This window comes from Streptomyces sp. NBC_01808 (assembly GCF_035917395.1).
In the GTDB taxonomy this organism is placed as follows: domain Bacteria; phylum Actinomycetota; class Actinomycetes; order Streptomycetales; family Streptomycetaceae; genus Streptomyces.
Window position 1 is genome coordinate 1,312,473 of sequence record NZ_CP109072.1, and the last position, 21,319, is coordinate 1,333,791.

17 protein-coding genes, 1 tRNA gene and 1 pseudogene are annotated in these 21,319 nt (G+C 72.0%); 5 read left to right on the forward strand and 14 right to left on the reverse strand.

All coding sequences use genetic code 11. The annotated features are described in order from the left end of the window. Nucleotides 1-13: 13 nt before the first annotated feature. Together OG946_RS05395 and OG946_RS05400 are read right to left on the reverse strand one after the other, a co-directional pair. Nucleotides 14-805, reverse strand: coding sequence for a ferritin-like domain-containing protein (locus tag OG946_RS05395; protein ID WP_326795003.1), 792 nt, complete (start codon nucleotides 803-805; stop codon nucleotides 14-16). Between the two features lie 228 nt (nucleotides 806-1,033). Then, nucleotides 1,034-2,083 (reverse strand): LLM class F420-dependent oxidoreductase, encoded by a 1,050-nt coding sequence (locus OG946_RS05400; RefSeq protein ID WP_326795004.1) that lies wholly within the window; start codon nucleotides 2,081-2,083, stop codon nucleotides 1,034-1,036. Nucleotides 2,084-2,206: 123 nt separating this feature from the next. Between OG946_RS05400 and OG946_RS05405 the strand changes: the two genes are divergently transcribed. Then, nucleotides 2,207-3,214, forward strand: a complete 1,008-nt coding sequence (locus OG946_RS05405; RefSeq protein ID WP_326795005.1) for an aldo/keto reductase — start codon at nucleotides 2,207-2,209, stop codon at nucleotides 3,212-3,214. Further along, complete coding sequence (locus tag OG946_RS05410; RefSeq protein WP_326795006.1) at nucleotides 3,211-5,583, forward strand: helix-hairpin-helix domain-containing protein; 2,373 nt, start codon at nucleotides 3,211-3,213, stop codon at nucleotides 5,581-5,583. The genes OG946_RS05405 and OG946_RS05410 overlap by 4 nt, the downstream gene beginning before the upstream one ends. A 113-nt stretch (nucleotides 5,584-5,696) precedes the next feature. Here OG946_RS05410 and OG946_RS05415 read toward each other — a convergent pair whose 3' ends face one another. Then, nucleotides 5,697-6,455 (reverse strand): hypothetical protein, encoded by a 759-nt coding sequence (locus OG946_RS05415; protein WP_326795007.1) that lies wholly within the window; start codon nucleotides 6,453-6,455, stop codon nucleotides 5,697-5,699. A 47-nt stretch (nucleotides 6,456-6,502) separates the two neighbouring features. Here OG946_RS05415 and OG946_RS05420 point away from each other — a divergent pair, with 47 nt between their 5' ends. After that, nucleotides 6,503-6,691, forward strand: a complete 189-nt coding sequence (locus OG946_RS05420) for a DUF5703 family protein (protein ID WP_026276372.1) — start codon at nucleotides 6,503-6,505, stop codon at nucleotides 6,689-6,691. Nucleotides 6,692-6,923: 232 nt separating this feature from the next. On the opposite strand, the gene OG946_RS05425 is transcribed toward OG946_RS05420, so the two are convergent. The 3 genes from OG946_RS05425 to OG946_RS05435 all read right to left on the reverse strand — a co-directional run bounded on the left by OG946_RS05425 (nucleotide 6,924) and on the right by OG946_RS05435 (nucleotide 9,657). Beyond that, nucleotides 6,924-7,727, reverse strand: coding sequence for a chaplin (locus tag OG946_RS05425; RefSeq protein ID WP_326795008.1), 804 nt, complete (start codon nucleotides 7,725-7,727; stop codon nucleotides 6,924-6,926). 142 nt (nucleotides 7,728-7,869) lie between these two features. After that, nucleotides 7,870-8,103, reverse strand: coding sequence for a chaplin (locus OG946_RS05430; protein ID WP_326795009.1), 234 nt, complete (start codon nucleotides 8,101-8,103; stop codon nucleotides 7,870-7,872). 183 nt (nucleotides 8,104-8,286) lie between these two features. Further along, entirely contained in the window at nucleotides 8,287-9,657 is a 1,371-nt protein-coding gene (locus OG946_RS05435) for a M20/M25/M40 family metallo-hydrolase (RefSeq protein WP_442814270.1), read from the reverse strand. Nucleotides 9,658-9,765: 108 nt separating this feature from the next. On the opposite strand from OG946_RS05435, the gene OG946_RS05440 reads away from it, so the two are divergent. After that, nucleotides 9,766-9,853 (forward strand) — tRNA-Leu (locus OG946_RS05440). Nucleotides 9,854-9,892: 39 nt separating this feature from the next. Continuing rightward, nucleotides 9,893-10,174: pseudogene (locus OG946_RS05445) on the forward strand (transposase); the annotation flags it as partial. A 337-nt stretch (nucleotides 10,175-10,511) separates the two neighbouring features. On the opposite strand, the gene OG946_RS05450 reads toward OG946_RS05445, so the two are convergent. The 8 genes from OG946_RS05450 to hpaB form a co-directional block, all read right to left on the reverse strand. Beyond that, nucleotides 10,512-11,948, reverse strand: coding sequence for an aldehyde dehydrogenase family protein (locus OG946_RS05450; protein WP_326795010.1), 1,437 nt, complete (start codon nucleotides 11,946-11,948; stop codon nucleotides 10,512-10,514). Next, the gene (locus tag OG946_RS05455) at nucleotides 11,945-13,477 is read right to left on the reverse strand and encodes a GMC family oxidoreductase (RefSeq protein WP_326795011.1); all 1,533 of its coding nucleotides are present in this window, start codon (nucleotides 13,475-13,477) and stop codon (nucleotides 11,945-11,947) included. Before OG946_RS05455 ends, OG946_RS05450 begins: the two co-directional genes overlap by 4 nt. Nucleotides 13,478-13,841: 364 nt before the next feature. Then, nucleotides 13,842-14,798: a helix-turn-helix domain-containing protein gene (locus OG946_RS05460; RefSeq protein ID WP_326795012.1), complete on the reverse strand. Its 957-nt coding sequence runs from the start codon at nucleotides 14,796-14,798 to the stop codon at nucleotides 13,842-13,844. A 196-nt stretch (nucleotides 14,799-14,994) separates the two neighbouring features. Next, a complete protein-coding gene (hpaD, locus tag OG946_RS05465; RefSeq protein ID WP_326795013.1) occupies nucleotides 14,995-16,002 on the reverse strand; it encodes a 3,4-dihydroxyphenylacetate 2,3-dioxygenase in 1,008 nt (335 codons plus the stop codon). Further along, the gene (gene hpaE / locus OG946_RS05470; protein ID WP_326795014.1) at nucleotides 15,999-17,486 is read right to left on the reverse strand and encodes a 5-carboxymethyl-2-hydroxymuconate semialdehyde dehydrogenase; all 1,488 of its coding nucleotides are present in this window, start codon (nucleotides 17,484-17,486) and stop codon (nucleotides 15,999-16,001) included. Before hpaE ends, hpaD begins: the two co-directional genes overlap by 4 nt. Continuing rightward, the gene (gene dapA / locus OG946_RS05475; RefSeq protein WP_326795015.1) at nucleotides 17,483-18,415 is read right to left on the reverse strand and encodes a 4-hydroxy-tetrahydrodipicolinate synthase; all 933 of its coding nucleotides are present in this window, start codon (nucleotides 18,413-18,415) and stop codon (nucleotides 17,483-17,485) included. The genes hpaE and dapA overlap by 4 nt, the downstream gene beginning before the upstream one ends. Further along, nucleotides 18,412-19,857 (reverse strand): fumarylacetoacetate hydrolase family protein, encoded by a 1,446-nt coding sequence (locus OG946_RS05480; protein ID WP_326795016.1) that lies wholly within the window; start codon nucleotides 19,855-19,857, stop codon nucleotides 18,412-18,414. Before OG946_RS05480 ends, dapA begins: the two co-directional genes overlap by 4 nt. Next, a complete protein-coding gene (gene hpaB, locus OG946_RS05485; protein WP_326795017.1) occupies nucleotides 19,857-21,308 on the reverse strand; it encodes a 4-hydroxyphenylacetate 3-monooxygenase, oxygenase component in 1,452 nt (483 codons plus the stop codon). The genes OG946_RS05480 and hpaB overlap by 1 nt, the downstream gene beginning before the upstream one ends. Nucleotides 21,309-21,319: the final 11 nt, after the last annotated feature.

The window sequence follows — 21,319 nt, forward strand, 5'->3', positions numbered from 1 at the left end:
GGTGCCGTTCGCGTCAGGCGAACTCGGTCGCGGTGCGCGGCGGCGGTCCGCCGAGGGCGTCGCGGAACTCCGGCATCCGCAGCCTGACCATCCGCCGCCAGCCGCCGGCGCGTTCGTACGCGTACACCGCGTCGATACCCGCGGACAGCAGCGCGCGCCTGGCGCGCGACCACTTCAGGATCCGCCCCATGTGCGCCATCACCGCGTGGCTCACGTCCCGGTACACCCGGATCTCCGCGAGCGCCGCCTCGCGCAGCGCGGCCTGGACGCGGCGGCCGTGGCCGTGCGCGGCCATGGCGAGCAGTTCCTCGTGGCAGTACGCGAGGTGGTTGTCCTCGTCGTGGGAGATCATCCGCACCGCGCGGCCGATGTCCGGGTGGTCGCCGAAGTACTTGAGGAGCATCCGCATCTGGTCCGACGCCCGCTGCTCGGTGACCCTGCTGTGCGCGAGGTACGTGATGATGTCGGCCTCGGTGAGCTGCCCGTCCCGGCGGAGCTGGTCGTGGGCGAGGCCGATGCCGATGCCCTCCAGCAGCATCGTGTAGTCGGTCTCGGCGGGGACGGCCACCGGCTCCACTCCGCGCTTCTTCATCAGGGCGTGGAAGATGCGGCCGTGCTTGTCCTCGTCGGCGCCGTGCCGGGCCACCTTGGGGGCCAGCTCCCGGTACGAGTCGGGGACGAGGGCGGAGATGCGGGCGTTCTCCCAGCCGCCCTGGGCCTCCCCGGCGGCGGCGATGGAGCAGAACAGCCGGAAGGTGTCGTCGTTGTCGAGGATCTCCTTGTACAGGTCCTTGGCCGAGAGCATGTCACCGTCGCCTTTCACTGCCGGAATACACCCGTATCCGAGTGAATGACGGGGATGCGCATGACGCAACACCCGCGGTGCGCACCATCCGCCATGCGGGCGATCCGTAACCCATGCGGGGACGGCGCGTTGGGTGGGGTGACGGCCGTGGCGGGGAGGATCCGGAGCCCCACCACGGCCGCCGGGCAGGAACGGTGGCTCAGGCCGCGGGGCCGGGGCCGCGGGGGCTCAGGCGAGGCCGGCGCGCTCCAGCGCCTCCACTCCGGCGCGTACGCCCGCGATGCGCTCCTCCCGCGTGAACCCGGACGGCGCCAGCGACAGCGACGTCACCCCCGCCTCGGCGTACGCCCGCATGCGGTCCGCGATCCGCTCCACGGGACCGAGCAGCGTGGTGGCGTCGATCAGCTCCTGCGGCACGGCGGCGGCCGCGGCGGCCTTGTCGCCGACGAGGTACGCGGACTGGATCTCGGCGGCCTCGCGCTCGTACCCCATCCGGCCGGCGAGGCGGTTGTAGAAGTTCTGCTTGGCGCTGCCCATGCCGCCGACGTACAGGGCGGTGTACGGGCGGAAGACGTCGGCGAGCGCGGCGATGTCGTCCCCCAGGGCCATCGGGACCGTGGGCACGATGTCGAAGCCGTCCAGTTCCTTGCCGGCCTTCGCCCGCCCGGCGCGCACGTGGCGCAGGGTGGTCTCCTCGGCGTGCTCCGGCGAGTAGAAGACCAGCAGGGCGCCCTCGGCGATCTCGCCGGTCTGCTCCAGGTTCTTCGGGCCGATGGCGGCGATGTAGACGGGGATGTGCTCGCGGACGGGGTGCACGGTCAGCTTGATGGGCTTCCCGGGGCCGTCGGGCAGCGGCAGCGTCCAGTGCTCCCCCGCGTACGACAGCCGCTCGCGCGACAGCGCCTTGCGCACGATTTCCACGTACTCGCGGGTGCGGGCGAGCGGCTTGCCGAACTCCACCCCGTACCAGCCCTCAGAGACCTGCGGTCCCGACACGCCGATGCCGAGGCGGAAGCGGCCCTCGGTGAGCGAGTCGAGGGTGGCGGCGGTCATCGCGGTCATGGCGGGGGCACGGGCCGGGATCTGGAAGATCGCGGAGCCGACATCGATCCGCTCGGTCTTGGCGGCGACCCAGCTCAGCACGGTGGCCGCGTCGGAGCCGTACGCCTCGGCCGCCCAGCACACGTCGTAGCCGAGGCGGTCCGCCTCCTGCGCGACGGCGAGGTTGTCGGCGTCCATGCCGGCGCCCCAGTAGCCGAGGTTGATCCCGAGCCGCATGCGGGCCTCCCTGCTCTCCGGCGCCTCGCGCCGAGGTTTCGTACCGGTGGGTAATATATCTGTGCGACTCTAGCGCGGCGGTCCGCGCCGCGCAGCGCGCCGGCCCCAGTAATCTCAACGCCCATGGAGCACAGGCAACTCGGCCGCACGGGCCTTCGCGTCTCCCGCATGGGACTGGGCACCCTCACCTGGGGGCGGGACACCGGAGAGCCCGAGGCGGCCGGACTGCTGAAGACGTTCTGGGAGGCCGGCGGGACGCTCGTCGACACCGCCGACGTGTACGCGGACGGCGGCGCGGAGTATCTGCTGGGACGCCTGCTGGGGGACCTCGTACCGAGGCGGGACATCGTCGTCGCCACCAAGGCGGGCAGCGTGCCCGACCCCGAGCGCCGCTTCGACACCTCCCGGCGGCACCTGCTGGGCGCGCTCGACGCCTCGCTGGAGCGGCTGGGCACCGACCACGTCGACCTGTGGCAGGTGCACGCCTTCGACCCGTACACGCCGATGGACGAGACCCTCCAGGCCCTCGACACCGCCATAGCGAGCGGCCGGGCCCGCTACGCGGGCGTGAGCAACTTCAGCGGCTGGCAGCTCGCCAAGGCCGCGACCTGGCAGCTCGCCGGGGCCGCGGGCGGTGGCGCGGGCGCGGCGGGCGGGCGGACGCGGCTGGCGTCGACCCAGATGGAGTACTCGCTGCTGCAGCGCGGGGTGGAGCGGGAGGTGCTGCCGGCGGCCCTGGACCTGGGCGTGGGCCTGCTGCCGTCGTCGCCGCTCGGCCGGGGGGTCCTGACCGGCAAGTACCGCGACGCCACGCCGCCGGGGTCGCGGCTGGCCTCGGAGCACCTGGCGCCGTTCGTCGTGCCGTACCTGGACGAGGAGGCGAGCCGGGTGGTCGACGCGGTCACCACGGCGGCGGACGGTCTCGCGGTGACGCCGCTGGAGGTGTCGCTCGCGTGGGTACGGGACCGGCCGGGGGTGGCGGCACCGCTGGTGGGGGCGCGCAACGCCGAGCAGTTGTCGGCGGCGTTGTCGGTGGAGGGTCTTACGCTTCCTGACGAGATCTGCCAGGCGCTGGACGACGTGTCGGCGCCCGTGCACCGCTATCCCGATCAGGACTGGAGCACGCTGTGAACGACGCACCGGAGGCCGCGGAGACGGCGGCGGGGGGCGGTACGGGGCCGGGGGCTGCGGGGGGCGGCGGCGGTGGCGCGGAGTCCGGTGCGGGCGGGGCACCCGGCGGGACCGGCAGGGGCGAGTCCGGCGCGGGCGCGGAGACCGGCGCGAGTGCCGGGGCCGACGCGAGTGCCGGGAACGGCGCGGGTACCGAGGCCGAGGCGAGCGCGGCGGCCGGTGGGTCCGGCGAGGGCGCGGACGGTGGCGAGGAGCGGCCCAGGCGGGCCGCTGCGGCCGTCGAGAGCGGGGCGGCGCTGACCGGGAAGGCGGCGGAGCTGCTGGCCGCCGTGCGGGCCGTGGAGCGGGGCGAGCGGGACGCCACCGCGTTCTTCCCCGCGCAGGCGCGGGCGCCCAAGCCCCGGCCCGTACGGCGCGCGGAGCCGCCGGCCGGGGCCAGGACGGCTCCGGAGGCCGGTGCGGGTGCCGGGGCCGGTGGCGGGCAGGGTGAGCCGGTGCGGCCGCCGGAGCCGAGCGCCGAGGCGGTCGCCGCCGTACGGCAGTTGCTGGCCGGCGCGGGCGCCCCCGAGGGTCCTGCGGCGCGGGTCGCGGGGCAGTTCGGCGAAGGCGCCGCGGAGTTGCTGCGTGCGGACCCGTGGCAGTTGCTCGCGGTGCCGGGCGTACGGCCGTCGCAGGCCGACGAGTTCGCCCGCGGGCTGCTGGAGTCCGCGGAGCCCGGCGACGAGCGCCGGGTGGAGGCGCTGGTGGGCTGGCTGCTGGCGCAGGCGGCCCTCAGGGGGCACACCGCGCTGGAGTTCCCGGCGCTGGCGGAGGCCCTGTCCGGGTACGGGGTACCGGACGCCGAGGAGGCGCTGCGCGAGGCGGCGTCGGCGGGCGGCGTGCTCGTCTTCGAGGAGCGCGAGGAGCGCGAGGAGCCGCCCGCCGCGGCCCCCGCACCGGAGGGCGAGGGGGACGGCGAGGAGGAGATCCCCGTACGGCTGCTGCTCGGCCTGGAGCGCTACGCGATGGCGGAGGAGGGCCTGGCGGACGGCCTGTCCCGGCTCGTCAACACGTTCACGCCGCCGCCGGGTCCGGCGGCGGACGACGCCGACGAGCAGGGTGAGGACACCGCCGTCCGCGTCGTCGGCGCGGGCGCGTGGGAGGCCGCGGCCGGCGCCGCGCCGTCGCCCTCCGCCGCGGAGCTGATCCGCGCCACCGCGGGCAGCGGGCTCGTGCTGCACAGCGGCGGCGAAGCCGCCCGCGCGGAGCCGGCGGCGCTGGTCGCCGCGGCCCGCGCCCTGGGGCTGCGCGCATACGCGGCGGCCCACACCGACGACGGCCGGGCCCGCCTGGCCGGCCTGCTCGCCGCGGCGGCCACCGGACCTGAGGCCGCCGCCGCGGAAGGCCGCTCCGCAACCGGCGCGGAGGACCCGGCGTCCGGCGGAGCCGTGACCGTGCGCGGGCTGCTCGCCGACCGGGAGGGGCCCGGGCGCGACGCCGACGGCCTGCTCGCCGTCGACGTGCTGGCCGTGCTGGACGCGCCGCAGCTCGACGCCGAGGCCGCCGCCGCCCTCGTCGAGGCGCTGCCCGACGGCGCCCGGCTGGTGCTCAGCGGCGACCCCGGGCTGCTGGAGTCCGCGGGCCCCGGCCGGGTCTACGCCGACGTGGCCGCCGCGCGGGTCTGCCCGCGGGTGACGTCCCGCACCCCCGACCCGGGACCGATCGGCGAGCTGGTCTCCGGCGTCGGCGCCGGCGAGCTGCAGGCCGTGGCGGCGCCCGGCAAGGAGGTCGTGATCGTCCCGGTGCAGGACCCCGGCGAGGCGGTCCACCGCACGGTGCAGCTCGTCGCGGACTCCGTACCGCGCGCCCTCGGGGTGCCGGCCGCGGACACCCAGGTGATCGCCGTGGGGCACGGCGGCGCCGCGGGCACCCGGGTGCTGAACGCGGCGCTGAAGGAGCGGCTGAACCCAGGCCCCGGCGCGTTCGGCGGCTTCGACGCGGGCGACCGCGTCGTCTACGTCCCCGCCCCCGGCACCGCCGTGCCGGGACTGGTCACCTCCGGTGACGACGCCGGGCTGCACCTCGACTGCGGCGGCACCGCCGTCGTCGTCCGTCCCGACCGGGTCGCCGAGGCCGTACGGCACGGCTGGGCGCTGACCGCCCACCAGGCGGCCGGGCGGCGCTGGCCCGCCGCGGTGGTCGTGGTGCCCGGGGACGCGGAGGCGGCGCTGAGCCGCGCGTGGGCGTACACGGCATTCAGCCGCGGCGAGCGGCACCTCTCCGTCGTGCACGGCGCGGGCCCCGTGCTGGCCAGGCGGCTCGCGGAGGTGCCGGCCCCGCGGCGTACGACACGGCTGCGCGGCCTGCTCGACGCCCAGACCCGGGCCTGACCCGGAACCGGCACGCGGCGGCGCCAGACGGCGTCGGGCGGCGTCGGGCGGCGTCGGGCGGGCGGCATGAGGAAGGGCCCGGCGCGTCCGCGCCGGGCCCCGCGGCATCGCGCTCAGCGGTCCGTGTCCACCCGCTCCAGCTCGTCGTCGCCGTCGTCCAGGTCGTCGAGCGCGTCGACCACCCGGTCGTCCTCGCGTCCCTCGCCGTCGTCGTCCTCGATGTCCGCCTCGTCGTCCGCGTCGAAGTCCAGCTCGTCCTCGAACGACGCGCTGACGTCGAAGCGGCAGATGACCAGCTCGGGGTCGACCTGGTCGAACGGCGCCGACAGCCACTCCCCCGGCTCCGCCGGCTCCTCCGCCGCCGCCACCCACACCGCGGAGTCGCCCTCGGAGAGGCCGAACTCCCGGTGCCGCGAGGCGATCTCGTCCGGTTCGAACTCGCCGAAGAGCACGCCGACCGCCGCCGTCAGGCTGCTGCCCACGGCCTCCCGGTCGCCGCTCTCGTCCCCGCCCGCGACGTCCGGGTCGAGGTCGGCGATGCGCTGTGCCTGAGCCAGCAGCCGGTGCGGCTCCGCCACGGTGTAGTCCCGGCGGATGAGGACGCTGAGCGCCCCCGGCTCGTCGGGCCCGGTGTAGGCGGGCAGCGTGTCGCTGCTGGGGATCTCGAAGGGGGTCACCTCGTCGTGGACCTCGTACAACACCTCGTCGTACGCCTCGGCTGCCGCTGCCAGCTCCTCGAAGGCGGCATAGACGGCAGAGCCCTCCTCGCCCGACCGGCGCTCGACCGCTTCGAGGTGGCGGTCGATCGCGGCTTTCAGCACCGACGCGGCGGCGCGTACCTCGGCAGCCGTAGGCTGCGCAGCATCAGACATAGTGCAGACGCTATCCGGAGCGAGGCACTTTCCGCACAATGGATGCGATGCCGGAATACGAGTTTCGTGATGTCTATGTGCCGCGGGGAGTCTCACGGGCCGCCGCGGCGAGGCTTCTGACCGACCAAGCCGAGTACGGGCACTGGGAGTTGCACCGGCTCCGGCTGTATCCCGACGGCAGCCGCAGGGCGCGGCTGCGGCGCCGGATCATCAGACAGGTGCGAGCGACGTGGTGAGCCCCGCGGGGGCGTATCCCTAGCGTGGACGCTCCGCCGACCTGCGGTTTCCGTGCGTACAGGGGGGTCCGGCGCCGGATGGTGCCGGACGGTGGCGGAGACGATACGGACGGCAAAGGGGCGGGTCCGGCTGTCCGGACCCGCCCCTGCCGTCGGCTACTTGATCAAGGAGCCGGCCCGATCAGGCCGCCTGCCCGATCGGGTTGCCCGCTTGCTCAGGTTGCCCGCGTGATCAGGCCGCGGACGCGCGGGCGCGGCGGTAGAGCACCGCGCCGCCGAGCAGCAGGCCGCCGCTGAGCGGGATGAGGGCACCCACCGGGATGTCGGAGCCGGTCTCCGCGAGCTGCTCGGGGCCGGAGACGGGCGCGCCGGCGTGCGTCTCGTGGTTCGGCGGGGTGTGGCTCCGGTCCTTGGGTTCGTCGGGCTGCTCGGGGGTGTCCGGCACGTCGGGGCGGTCCGGCTCGTCCGGCGTCGGCGGCTCCTCGGGCTTGGGCGGCTTCGGGGTGTCGGGGGTGGCAACGTTGCCGCACCCGTTGCCGAAGGCGGCGTTGCCGACGCCGACGACGTTGGCGGAGTTGCCGCATGCGTTCACCGGTACGTCCACGGGCGCCTGCACCGTGTTGCCGGAGAGCACACCCGGGGACTGCGACGACTGGCCCTGAGCCTGGGCGCCGCCGCCGGTGGCGCCGCCGCCGGTGGCGTGGCCGCGGGTGGCGCCGCCGCCGGTGGCGTGGCCGCCGGTGGCGCCGCCGGCGGTGGCGTGGCCGCCGGCGCCGGTCTTCGTGCCCCCGCCGTCGTTGACGCACGTGTTGCCGTACGCGGGGTTGAGCAGCCCGCCTACGTCCACCGTGTTGCCGCACGCGTTCACCGGAACGTGCACCGGCGCCTGCACCGTGTTACCGGAGCCGACACCGGGGGAGTTCGTGGCGGCGCCCTCGGCGCCCGCGTCCGCCTGCGCGCCGGCGGCGCCTACGGCGACCAGCATGCCGCCTGCGGCGGCAATGGTGAACAGGCCCTTCCTTGCGACATGTCGCATGGGTCTTTCCTGCCTTCTGAGTTCTGAGTACGCGAGCAGGCGGGCCGTCCCCGTCCCGCTCGTCCAAAAAGCCCGTCCGGCCCCGGAGCACTGCAGCGCGCTCCGGGGCCGTACGGTCACACCCTTTACGGGAGGTTGAACGTCACTTGCTGATGCAGGTGTTGCCGAACGCCGGGTTCAGCAGACCGATGAGGCTCACGGTGTTGCCGCAGGGGTTCACGGGGATGTGAATCGGAGCCTGGACGACGTTGCCGGACAGCACGCCCGGGGACTGCACAGCAGCGCCCTGAGCACCCGCGTCGGCAGCGGCGACCCCGGCACCCGCCAGCACCAGACCGCCCGTGGCGGCCGCCGCGGCGACAACCTTCTTGATCATTCTTCCTCCTCGTTGACGGTGCGGCCCCAGCAGCGGACCGCATCCAATGCAACGACGAGGCAGGTTTCGGGCTACGCGCTTATCGTGCCATTCATCCGTTTCAGTCCGGTTGGTACAGGTGGCCGATTCGACGGCGTGTGCCACCCGCCCGCACCCGCACCTCCGCCGGGGAGAAAACCCAGCTCAGCAGGCGTCGAGGAACCGGTCCAGCACCCGGACGCCGAACTGCAGACCCGCGACCGGGACCCGCTCGTCGACCCCGTGGAACATCCCGGCGAAGTCCAGCTCCGGCGGCAACTGCAGGGGCGCGAAGCCGAAGCAGCGGATGCCGAGGTCGTCGAAGGACTTGGCGTCGGTACCGCCGGAGAGGCAGTACGGCACGGCGCGGGCGATCGGGTCCTCCGCCTTCAGGGCCGTCGCCATGGCCTCGACCAGCGCCCCGTCGAAGGTGGTCTCCAGCGCCTTGTCGGCGTGCACGTCCTCGCGCTTGACGCGCGGGCCGAGGATCCGGTCGAGGTCGGCGAGGAACTCCTCCTCGTACCCCGGCAGGAAGCGGCCGTCGACGTGCGCCGTGGCCTGCCCGGGGATCACGTTCACCTTGTAGCCCGAGCCGAGCATGGTGGGGTTGGCGGTGTTGCGGAGGGTAGCGCCGATGATCTTCGCGATGCCGCCGAGCCGGGCGAGGGTGGCGTCCATGTCCTCGGGGTCCAGCTCGACGCCGAGGGCGTCGCCGAGCTCGTCGAGGAAGCCGCGTACGGACTTGGTCAGCCGCACCGGGAACTCGTGCCGCCCCAGCCGGGCCACCGCCTCCGACAGCTCGGTGATGGCGTTGTCGCGGTTGGTCATCGAGCCGTGCCCGGCGGTTCCGTCGACCGTCAGACGCATCCAGTGCATGCCCTTCTGCGCGGTCTCGATGAGATACAGCCGCACGTCCTCGTTCACGGTGAACGAGAAGCCGCCGACCTCGCCGATGGCCTCGGTCACGCCCTCGAACAGCTCCGGCTTCGTGTCCACGAGGTGCCTGGCCCCGTAGAGCCCGCCGGCCTCCTCGTCGGCGAGGAAGGCGAGCACGACGTCGCGCGGGGGCTTGCGGCCGGTGCGCAGCCGCTCGCGTACGACGGCGAGGGTCATGGCGTCCATGTCCTTCATGTCCACCGCCCCCCGCCCCCAGACGCAGCCGTCGGCGACCTCGCCGGAGAAGGGGTCGTGGGTCCAGTCGGCGGCGTTGGCCGGCACGACGTCGAGGTGGCCGTGAATGAGAAGCGCCGGCCGCGAGGAGTCCTCGCCCTCGATCCGCGCCACGGTCGACGCCCGGCCGGGGTGCGACTCGAAGATCTCCGGCTCGAGACCCACCTCGGCCAGCTTCTCCGCCACGTACTCCGCGGCCGCCCGCTCCCCCGGCCCGGAGTGGTCGCCGTAGTTGCTGGTGTCTATCCGGATCAGCTCACGGCAGAGGTCGACGACCTCGCTCTCCGCGCGCTCGACGGTGCCGCCACGGGCGTTCTCCGGCTGGCTCACGATGCCTCCCTGGCACGTTCGGGGTCCACGCCCCATCCTGCCCCGCCGGACCGCCCGACCCAACCCGCGGGGTGATCGCGAGCCCCCGCGGGTTTGCTAGGGTGTACCGCGTCGCGGCGGGCCCCGCCCGCGCGGCGTCCACCGGTCCAGGTGGCGGAATGGCAGACGCGCTAGCTTGAGGTGCTAGTGCCCGTATGAGGGCGTGGGGGTTCAAGTCCCCCCCTGGACACCACCCTTATCCCCAACTGGTACGGGTCAAGCTTGGCCTCGACACGCACGAGTTGACGTTCGGGTTGGTAGATCAACTTCAGGCTGGCTGGAGCTGTCCTTGACCGCCATCAACCTGCTCGCCTGGACGCAAACGCTGCTGCTGGACGGCGAACTGTCCACCGCCGAGCCGAAGAAGCTGCGCCACCGGCTGCTGCACGCCGTCGCCCGCCTCACCCGCGGCGGCCGCCGCCTACGACTGCGAATCGCCGCCACCTGGCCCTGGCGAAACGAGCTGACCAGCGCATCCACCCGCCTTGCCGCCCTACCCAGACCGGCCACCTGACCAGCGGCTTCATCCCTGACCACCCACTACCTGAGGACCCCTGGAGCACCCGACCGAGCGTCGGGCTCCTGAGGTCCCGGTCGGCGGCGGCGAACCGCACCAGGGTCCAGCCGTGTCCGCTGCTGTCGGCGGCGCAGGCAGTCGAGGCCGTCGTTGCCGTCCACCACCCGGCTGCATGGTTCTTCAGGGTCCCGGACGGCCGCGCGGTTTTGATCGTTGGGCCGGGGCGACAACGAGATCCTGTCCGGACGGGCGGACAGGCGGAAAGCCGCGCATCATTTTCAGGATCGCGCGGTCCGAACCCGCGGGGGCTGCCTGTCCGCGACGGGCGGGCACCTCAGGCGAGCGAGGTCCACACGCTCTTGACCTCCGTGTACGCATCGATGGCCCCCCTGCCCATCTCCCGGCCCCAGCCGCTCGCCTTGAACCCGCCCCAGGGGGCGGAGGCGTCCACGGGGTTGGGCATGTTGATGAACACCGTGCCCGCGCGGATGGCACTCGCCACTCGGTGCGCCGCGCCCACGTCACGGGTCCATACGGCTGCCGCCAGGCCGTACTCGGAGTCGTTGGCGCGGGCGACGGCCTCGTCCTCGTCGTCGTACGGCAGGATCGACAGCACCGGGCCGAAGATCTCCTCGCGGGCGATGCGCATGTCGTCCCGTACTCCCGTGAACACGGTCGGCTGGTAGAAGAAACCCGGCAGCCCGTCGACGGGGGCCCCGCCGGCGAGCAACTGGGCGCCTTCCCGGACCCCGCTGCGCACCAGTGCGTGGACGTGGTCACGGTGTTCCCCGGTGACCAGAGGGCCGAGCTCGGTGCCGGGCGCGCTGCCCGCGCCGAGCCGCATCCCTCTGACGGCCTTGGCACAGCGCTCGGCGAACTCGTCTGCGAGGGAGCGGTGGACGAGAAACCGGGTGTAGGCGGCACACACCTGGCCGCTGTTGAGGAGCGCGCCCTGAAGGCAGCCCGTCACCGCCGCGTCCAGGTCGGCGCCGGGCAGTACGAGGCTCGGTGCCTTGCCGCCGAGTTCGAGCGTGACACGCTTGAGGTTGCCTGCGGAAGCCCGGACGATCTCCCTGCCGGTCTCGGTCGAGCCGGTGAAGGAGACCTTGTCCACGCCGGGGTGCTCGACGAGGGCCCGGCCGGCCTCGGGGCCACCGGTCAGCAGGTTGATGGCGCCGTCCGGCACACCGGCCGCCCGGCACAACTCGACGAGCCGCACCGTGGTCATCGGGGTCTGTTCCGCAGGTTTGACGATCACGGTGTTCCCGCAGGCGAGAGCCGGTGCGATCTTCCAACTCGCGATCATAAGCGGGAAGTTCCAGGGGGTGATCAGCGCGCACACTCCCACCGGCTCGCGCTTGGTGTACTGCAGCACGCCGGGGATGGACAGCGGCGCCGTCTCGCCGTAGATCTTGGTGACCCAGCCGGCGTAGTGGCGGAAGTGCTCGGCAGCGGTGGCGACGCTGACCGCTGTGGAGACGCCGAGCGGCTGGCCTTGGTCGCGCGTCTCCAACTCGGCCAGTTCCTCGGCGAATTCTTCGATGAGGTCGCCGATGCGCCACAGGATCCCGGCGCGCCGGGCCGGGGCGAGGCCCGCCCACTCCGGGTTCTCGAAGGCGGCGCGGGCGGCCCGTACGGCCGCGTCGGCGTCCGCGGTCCCCGCCAGGGACACCTGGGCGTGGGGCTGCCCCGTCGCCGGGTCCAGGGTCTCGAACTCCGCTCCGGAGGCCGCGGCTCGCCACTCGCCACCGATGAAAAGGGTATTGGTCACAGCTGTGCTCCCAGGATGAGGTCGGCGCAGCGCTCGCCGATCATGACGGCAGGTGCGTGGGTGTTGCCGGAGGTGATGGAGGGCATGACGGAGGCGTCCGCGACGCGCAGCCCGGCCACGCCGTGTACGCGCAGTTGCGGATCGACGACCGCCATACGGTCGATGCCCATACGGCAGGTGCCCACCTGGTGGTGATAGCTGAGGAGGGTCCGCTTGATGTACGCGGCGACCTCCGCGTCCGTACGCACGTACGGTCCGGGTGCGACCTCGCGGGCCCGCCAGTCGCCCAGCGACTGCTGCTCGCCGATCTCCCGCACCTGCTGCACGGCCCGCACCATGGCCGCGAGGTCCGACGGCTCGGAGAAGTAGCCGGGGTCCAGCGCGGGAGCCTGGGTGTGGTCGGCCGAGCGCAGCCACATGCGGCCCCGGCTGAGCGGACGGATCGTCCCGGCGAGGACCGAGAAGCCGTGGCCCTCATTCGGAACGTTCACGCCGGGCACCGGCAGTGGTACGTGAGACATCAGCGGCTGCAGGTCCGGCACAGACAGCGCCGGGTCGGACTTGGCGAAGTAGTGGGCCTCCAGTTTGTTGGCTGTGCCCTGCGGAACCGGCCTTGCCGACTCACACACCACCGGAGCGAGGGTGTGGTCGTGCAGGTTCGCGCCCACTCCCGGCAGGTCCGCGGTCAACTCGATACCGAGTGTCCGCAGCTCGTCCGCCGGCCCGACACCGCTGAGCAGGAGGAGCTGGGCCGATCCGATGGTGCCGCCGGACAGGATCACGTCCCCTTCGCAGCGGATCTCCGTCGTACGGCCTTCGCGCAGCAACTCGACGCCCCGAGCCCGGCCACCGTCCACCAGGACGCGCGTAGCCGCCGCACCGGTCATCACCGTCAGCGGCGCACTGTCGAGCACCGGCTGCAGGAAGGCGGTCCACGCGCTGACGCGCTTGCCGTCGCGGATGGTGCGGTGCAGCAGGTTCACGCCGAGCTGGTCCTGGCCGTTGCAGTCGTCGTTGTACGGGATCCCGTACTCCTGGCAGGCCTCGACGAAGGCGGTGGTGACCGGGTGGGGGGAGTGGTTCCGGCTGACGGGCAGGGGGCCGCCGGTCCCGTGATAGTACGACGCGCCGTCCTCGAAGTCCTCCGAGCGTTTGAAGTACGGCAGCACCTCGTCGTACGACCAGCCTGCCGCTCCCTGGTAGGCCCAACTGTCGTAGTCGGCCCGGTGGCCGCGGACGTAGATCATGCCGTTGAGGGCGCTGGAGCCGCCGAGAACCTTGCCTCGCGGCCAGAACACCTGGGTTCCGGAGGCGTGCCGTTGGGGTTCGGTGCTGTACGCGTGGTCCTGCGGGGAGTTCCACAGTTCCCACAGCCGCCCCGGGTCATGGATGGCCGGGTTGTCGTCCCGGTCGCCCACCTCGATCAGCAGGACGGTCCGGCCGGCGTCCACGAGTCTGCGGGTGAGGGTACAGCCGGCGGAGCCGGCACCCACCACGATGTGGTCGTAAACAGCGTGTGTCGCTCGCATGACGGGAGGGTCACAGGCGGACGGGCTGCCCGCTTGTACCGTCGTGCACGGGCTGTTGCGGATGCGGGCACGAAGGGCTGTGCACGGGCGGACGGACCGGCCCTGGGGCCGGCGCACGTTGCCCCTGCGGGCCTATGGGCGAGCTGGCAGCTGCGGTGGGTGACCGGGCCGGACCGCGCGGGTGAACGGCTGGTCCGAGGCAGCGCGCGACGGGCCGGGACCACCTCGGCGGCCCACTCCGGCTTTCGTGATGGTGCACCGGCCCTTGCCGGGGCGGCGCGACCGGCAGATCCGCCGTGTTCGGGACGTACTACGACAGGCAACGAAAGGGCAGCGAAACCGCGTGACCGCCGCTGAGCGCTCGCTAAGCGCCCAGCGCCGTGCGCCCGGCCCCGCGTGCCTCCGACGGGCTCATGCCGTAGGCGCTCTTGAAGGCGTGGCTGAAGTGGGCGGGGTCGGGAAAGCCCCAGCGGCTTCCGACGGTGGCGACGGGCATATGGGCAAGCGCGGGGTCCGCGAGGTCGCGCACACACTCGGCGAGGCGACGCTCCCGGAGCCAGCCCGAGACTGTGTATCCTCGCTCGGCCAGCAGCTTGTAGAGGAAGCGCCGCGAGATGTGGTGGGCGGCCGCGATTCGGTCGGGGCCGAGCCCCGGGTCGGAGAGCCGCTGTTCCATGTACGTGAGGATCCGCTGGGCCAGCACCTCCCGCCCGTCGTCCTGCTGCGTCACGTGCACGGCGCACCGGTCCGAGAGCATCGCGCCGACCAGGTCGACCGCGCTGTCCGCGAGCCGCTGCGTGCCGAAAGCGTCCAGTTGCCGCACCTGCCCGGCCAGTCCGCACAGGAACGGGTGCACCACGGGCCCCAGCCCGTCGCTGCACGACACGGGGGTCGCGATCACGCGGGTCAGGTCGCGTTCGGGAAACCGGAGCATGACCCGCGGGAACATCAGCACGAGTGTGCGGTACCGCTGGTCGAAGTCGAGTGTGTACGGGTGCCGGGTGTCGTAGATGGCCAACTCGCCCGGCTTGAGCAGGGCCTGGCGGTCGGCCTGGGTCAGCATGCACCGCCCGGCCAGCTGAAGACTCACCTTGACGAAATCGGCCTGGTCGGAGGCGATGTGCCTACGGGTGTGGGCCACGCCGTGCGGATCCGCGGCCACGACAGACACCTGCACCGCACCGAGCTGGGCGGTGTGCAGGGAGGCGCGGAAGTCGGGAACCTCGCGCGGCAGCGCTTCCAGCGGCACAAAACTCTGGCCGACCACTTCCCGCCAGAACTCGAAGCGTCCTGCGGAGGTGTCGTCCGACGGAGTCGTCATCGAGGGCATGGGTCTCCTCTGCGGGCCCTTCGGCAAGCCGGCAGGTAGGGGTGCCGCCGGACACCAACCGCCGTATCCGGTCTTTACAGAGTGCGATGAATGGGGTGTATGAGAAGACCTCGTGGCTGTCAAGGGCGCGGCGAGGGGGTCCCGGAAGGGCGCGAAGCGCCTCCGGGTCCTCCCACCGCCCGTAGCATCAGCCAAGGCCGTCCGCACCCACCTGAACCGCGGACTCGTCGAGGACGGTGTCGGTCACGGGCTGCGGGTGCCCGGAGAGGTCGAGGACGGGGGCGGCCTCCTTGTACCAGGACTCGATGACGGCGTTGCCCCAGAAGTCGCGGCGGCGGTCGTCGCGCACGTTCCAGCGGTACGTCTCGTGGTCCGGGTCACCGGTGTAGTAGTCCGAGGTGTAGATCTCCACGCGGTGGCCGTCTGGGTCCCTCAGGTAGAGGTAGAAGGCGTTGGAGACGCCGTGCCGGCCGGGGCCTCGTTCGATGTGGTGCTCTTTGTGCAGCGAGCCGAAGATGTCGGCCGCGCGCAGTACCTGGTGGGACTCGTGGGTGGCGACCCCGAGGTGGTGCAGGCGCGGCCCGGCACCCCCCGTGAAGGCGACGTCATGCACGGTCTGCTTGCGGTACATCCAGGCCGCGTACAGCTCGTGCTCGTCACCCTCGATCGTTTCCGAGCAGCCGAAGCCGAGGGACTGGTAGTGGGCGTAGGCGGCCGGGACGTCGGGGGTGCAGATGTTGAAGTGGTCCAGGCGGGCGATCTCGGCGCCGTGGCGGATGTCGTAGCGCTGGATGAGGCGCTCGGCGCGGGCGATCTCGTGGAAGAACTCCACGGGGAAGCCGAGCGGGTCGATGACGCGGACCGCGTCGCCGATACCGTGCGTTCCCTCGCCCTTCTTCAACCGCTTGACCTGGCAGCCGAGTTCGGCGAAGAACTTCTCCGCTTTGTCGACGTCCTCGGGGGTGCGGACGCGATAGGAGATGTGATCGAGGGCCGCCAGGTCGCCCTTGCGCAGCACCAGCGAATGGTGGGTGAGTTCGTCCGTGCCGCGAAGGTACAGCGACTCGGCGTCCTCGTACTGCACGTAGAAGCCGAGCATGTCGGCCCAGAACCAGCGGGCGGCACCGAGGTCGGTGACGGCGAGCTGAGCGTAGGCGGACCGGATGACGTCGGGGGCGTTCGAGGCGGTTTTCATGATGTGGCTCCGAAGCGGGGGGTGTGCACCTCGGCGAGGGCGACGTGGACGATCTTCGATTCGGTGTAGAAGTCGATGCTGTGGACGCCGCCCTCGCGGCCGACGCCGGAGACCTTGACCCCGCCGAAGGGAGTGCGCAGGTCGCGGACGTTGTGGGAGTTGATCCAGACCATGCCGGATTCGACGGCGTGCGCGATACGGTGGCCGCGCTTGATGTCCGAGGTCCAGACGTAGGCGGCCAGACCGAACTGCGTGGCGTTCGCGAGTTCCACGGCCTCGTTCTCGTCGTCGAAGGGGGTGACGGCCACGACCGGGCCGAAGATCTCCTCCTGGAAGATACGGGCGTCGCGTTCGACGTCGGCGAAGACGGTGGGCTGGAGGTAGTTGCCGTCGGCGAGGTGGTCGGGGCGGCTGCCACCGGCGACCAGGCGGCCCTCCTTCCTGCCGATCTCCACGTAGTTCAGGACGCGCTCGTAGTGTTCGGGGTGTACCAGTGCCCCGACCTCGGTGGCCGGGTCGGAAGGGAGCCCGACGCGTACCTTGGCGGCCCGCTCCGCCAGTCGCCGTGTGAACTCCCCGTACAGCGGGCGCTCGACGACTACGCGTGAACCTGCCGTGCAGCGCTCCCCGTTGAGGGAGAACACGCCGAACACCACCGAGTCCAGGGCGGCCTCCAGGTCGGCGTCGGCGAAGACGACGACCGGCGACTTGCCGCCCAGCTCCATCGACACCGTCTTCAGGTGCTCGGCGGAGGACCGGATGATGTGCCGGCCTGTATCGGTGGAGCCGGTGAAGGAGATCAGCGGTACGTCCGGGTGGTCGACGAGGGCTTGGCCGGCCTCCACCCCGATGCCGTGGACGATGTTCACCACCCCGGCCGGGGCACCCGCCTCTTCGAAGATCTCCGGCCACAGGCTTGCAGACAGCGGGGTCCACTCGGCGGGCTTGAGGACCAGTGTGCAGCCGGCGGCCAGAGCCGGGGCGAGCTTCCAGCTCTCCAGCATGAACGGGGTGTTCCAGGGAGTGATCAGCCCGGCGACTCCCACCGGTGTGCGCACCACATAGCTGAACTGGTCGTCGCCCTGCCGGAACGCCTCCTCTCCGAGGGCCACGATGACACCCGCGAAGTAGCGGAAGTTCTCGGCGGCGCGCCGCGCCTGGCCGCGGGCCTGCGTGATCGGCAGCCCGGAGTCGTACGACTCAAAGGCGGCGAGCCGGTCATGACGGGCCTCGACGGCGTCGGCGATCCGGTTCAGGACACCCGCGCGTGCCCGGTTGGACAGCCCCGCCCACTCCGGGAACGCGACCCGGGCAGCCGTCACCGCCCGGTCCACGTCGGCCGCGGAGCCGCGCGCGGCCTGTGCGTAGGCCGTGTTGGAGACCGGGTCGGCGACGTCGAAGGTGCGTCCGTCCGCGGCGTCGACGAGGGTACCGCCGATCCAGTGCGGGATCACGGAGGGAAGGTGCTCAGGGGTGGTGCTCACTGCGCGGCTCCGATCTGCTGGGTGAGGTCTCCGCCCTCGAGGAGCAGCGCGCGGATCTTCTGCAGGCCCGCGTCGGTGGGAGAGGTGAGCGGCGGGCGGACATGGGGCGACGAGATTCGTCCCTGCTGGTGCAGCACCCACTTCGCCGGCGCTGGGTTCGTCTCGACGAACAAGAGGTCGACGAGCGGGTGCAGGCGGTAGTGGAGATCGCGGGCACCGTCGAAATTGCCCGCCTCCCACAGCTCGTACATCCGGGCCGCCGCGCCGGGCGCGAGATTGGCGACGGCTGAAACGAACCCCGCACCGCCGAGCGCGAGCAGCGGCAGACTAAGCAGCTCGATGCCCGACCACACCAGCAGTGAGCGGCCGCAGGCGTGCAGCACGCGCGAGAAGTGCTCGAAGTCTTTGGTGGTCTCCTTGACGCCCACGAAGTTCTCGAAGTCGGTGAACAGTCGTTTCACCGTCTCGGGCGTGATGTCGACGGCCGTGCGCGAGGGCACGTTGTAGGCGACGATCGGCAGGTCCGGGAACTCCCGTGCGACGGTCGCGTACCACTGGTACAGCGCCTCCTGCGTGGGCCGCGCGTAGTACGGCGTGATGACGAGCGCGGCGTCGGCGCCCAGCTCCGCCGCGGCGGCGGTGAGTGCGAGGGTTTCGTCGAGCTTGTGAGATCCGGTCCCGGGCAGGAACGGGACGCGGTCGCCGATCTCCTCGACCGCCGTCCGCATCCCCGCGATCCGCTCGCTGACGCTCTGCGCGCTGGGCTCGCCGGTGGAGCCGCCCAGCGAGATGCCGTGCGAACCGGACTCCAGATGGAAGCGGATCAGTGTGCGCAGGCTGTCGTGGTCGACGGCTCCGTCCGAGGTGAAGGGGGTGATGGCGGGAGCGATGGATCCGCGGATGGCGGACGGGTCGCTGCGGAATTTCATGTGTGCCCTCCTTGCGTGCTGTGCTGCTTGCGCCACCGCTCGTACGTCTCGTGCCAGTCGGGACCGAGGGGATACAGGCCCTCGATGTGGTGCCCGGCGCGCACCTGCTCGGTGATGAAGCGCTCCCGCTGTTCCTGCTCCCGGCAGTCGGTGATCAGGTCCTCGGCCAGTTCGGGTGGCACGACCACCACGCCGTCCGCGTCTCCCACCAGCAGGTCGCCGGACTGCACGAGAGCTTCGCCGCAGGCGATCGGCGCTCCCGTGTCCCACGGCACATGGCGGCGGCCGAGGACAGAGGGGTGGGCTCCGCCGTGGTAGACGGGCAGCCCCAGTTCGGTGACGGCGACGCTGTCGCGCAGGGCTCCGTCGGTGACCACCCCGGCCGCGCCGCGCTGTTGGGCGCGCAGGGCGAGGATGTCGCCGAGCGTGCCGGCAGATGTGTCCCGGCGGGCGTCCATGACCAGCACATGGCCGGGTCGCAGTTGCTCGATGGCCCGCTTCTGGGCGTTCATGCCGTTGCCGTGCCGCTTGAACAGGTCCTCGCGCAGCGGCAGGTAGCGCAGCGTGTGGGCGACGCCGACCATCTTCGCCTCCGGCCGGGTGGGACGTACCCCGTCGATGGACATGTGTGGCAGTCCGCGCCCCCGCAACTGTGCGCTGAGTGTGGCGACCGCGACCGAACGCAGTCCTTGCTCGATGCGTGTGTCGAGTAGTGGCTCGGGGATGAACGCGGCTCCGTGGGCGGCCTCGCGTTCGGCCGCGTCCGTCCTCGGCATCGCTCCGTACGTCTTCAGGGCGGGCCCGGAGGCGATGGGGTTGCGCAGCCGCCCGGTGGACTGTCCGCTGCCGGTGACCTCGACCTCCACCGTGTCGCCGGGGGAGACGACGGACGCGCCGGCCGGAGTGCCCGTCAGAATCACGTCCCCGGGCTCCAGCGTGACCAGTCTCGACAGATCGGCGACGAGCTGTCCGAAGGGGAAGAGGAGCGTGTCGGTGGTGTCGTCCTGCACGAGTTCGCCGTTGACCCAGGTACGTAGCCGGAGCGCGTCCGGGTCGAGTTGGCGGGCATCCAACAGGCGCGGCCCGATCGGGGTGAAGCCGTCCGCGCCCTTGGAGCGGAGGTTCGAGCCGCGGTCGGCATACCGCAGGTCGTAGACCCCGGCGTCGTTCGCGGCGGTCACCCACCGCACGCGGGACCAGCCGTCCTCCGGCCGCACCCGCTGGGCCCGGCTGCCGACGACCAGGGCAATCTCGCCTTCGAACCCGAGAAGTTCACACCCCTCCGGGCGGACGATGGCCTCCTTGGTGCCCGCCAGCGACGAGGGGGGCTTGAGGAAGTAGGAGGGCTGGGCCGGGATCCGGCCGCGTTCCTTGGCCCGGCTGGGGTAGTTGAGATGGACAGCGATGATCTTCGACGGGGGGTCCCCCAGGGGGTGCGTCATCAGGAGCGCTCCAGGAACGCCTGAACCTTCGCCTTGTGCGGCTCGCGGTCGTACGACTTCACGTACGCGCCGGCCATGCGGACGGGGTCGCCGAAGAAGTAGTACTCGTACAGGGCCTGGCGGCTGGAGAAGGCGGAGATGCAGGTGTCCCAGACGAGACGGAAAAGCTTCACACGCTCGGGGCCGGTGAGGGTGGCGGACTGGAGGTAGGCCTCGATGTCGGCGGCCGCCGGGCCGGCGATGTCGAGTTCGGTCGGGGTGGCCATCAAGCCGGAGGCGCCGAGCTTGCGCAGGGTCTGCGGGAAGCGCTGGTAGAGCTTGGGGTAGAGGTTGCGGGCGGCGTTGAGGGGGGCCCAGGCCGGGGTCAGCACCCCGTACTCGTTGACCGCGGCGTCGGCTTCCGCAGCGCGCAGGAAGGCGCGCAGCGTCTCCAGGGTGGTGATGATCTCGGCGATGTCCTCCTGGACGTGCTGGAACTGCTCGATGCCGATGGCCTCCGTGAGCAGTGTCACCAGTCCGAGGATGTACTCGGTCTTGGCCGTGGTGCGGGTGACGACCTGGTGGGTCATGTGCACCACGGAGGAAGTTTGGGAGTAGAAGCCGTTGCACAGCTCGGCGTCACCGAGGGCGAAGCAGCGCTCGAAGGGCACGTGCACGTCGTCGAAGACGACCACACAGTCCGATTCCTCGAAGCGGGAGGCGAGGGGGTGGTCGTGCCGGGGGCGGTCGTAGTCGAGGGGCTCGCGGGCGATGTAGCGCAGGCCGGGGGTGTCGTTGGGGATGGCGAAGGCGTACGAGTACGGCTTGTCCTCCGGTGTGCCGCGGAGCACGGTTGAGGGGAAGACGAGCATCTCGTCGGCAAAGGGGGCGATGGTGGCGAGCATGCGCGCCCCGCGGATCACCACGCCGTTGTCGTCCTCCTTCACGATGCGTGCCGCGAGCTTGCCGCCCGCCTGCTGGGTACCGGCCACCGCCCGGTTGACCTGCGGCGGGATCAGCGTGTGCGTGCACAGCAGGTCCTCTTCGCGGGCCTTCTCGTAGTAGCGGCAGACGTTCTCGCCGAAGGCGGGGTTGGCCTGGGCGAACCAGTCGGCGGCTGAGGCGAGCGCCATCAGGGAGCTGTTCATGTAGTCGCCGGTGCGGCCCAGCATGCCGTTGCTGTGGTCGGCCCACACCTTGAACGCCTTGCGGCGCTTGACCAGGTCGTCAGAGGTGTACGGAGTGAGGAAGGACGTGCCGACCGGCTCACCGGAGGTAGGGGAGGCGTACGTGAGGACGTCCTTGTGTTCGTCGCTGTGCTGGAGGTCGTACAGCTCGGCGTAGGTCTGCACCACGTTACGGAACGCGGGGTGCGCCTGGATTCCTCCGGTGAGCGTCTCGCCCTGGATGTGCACGGTGGGGCGGGACTGGGAGAGGCGATCGAGGAATTCCTTGCCGGTGCGTGCGGCCATGGCGGTTCTCC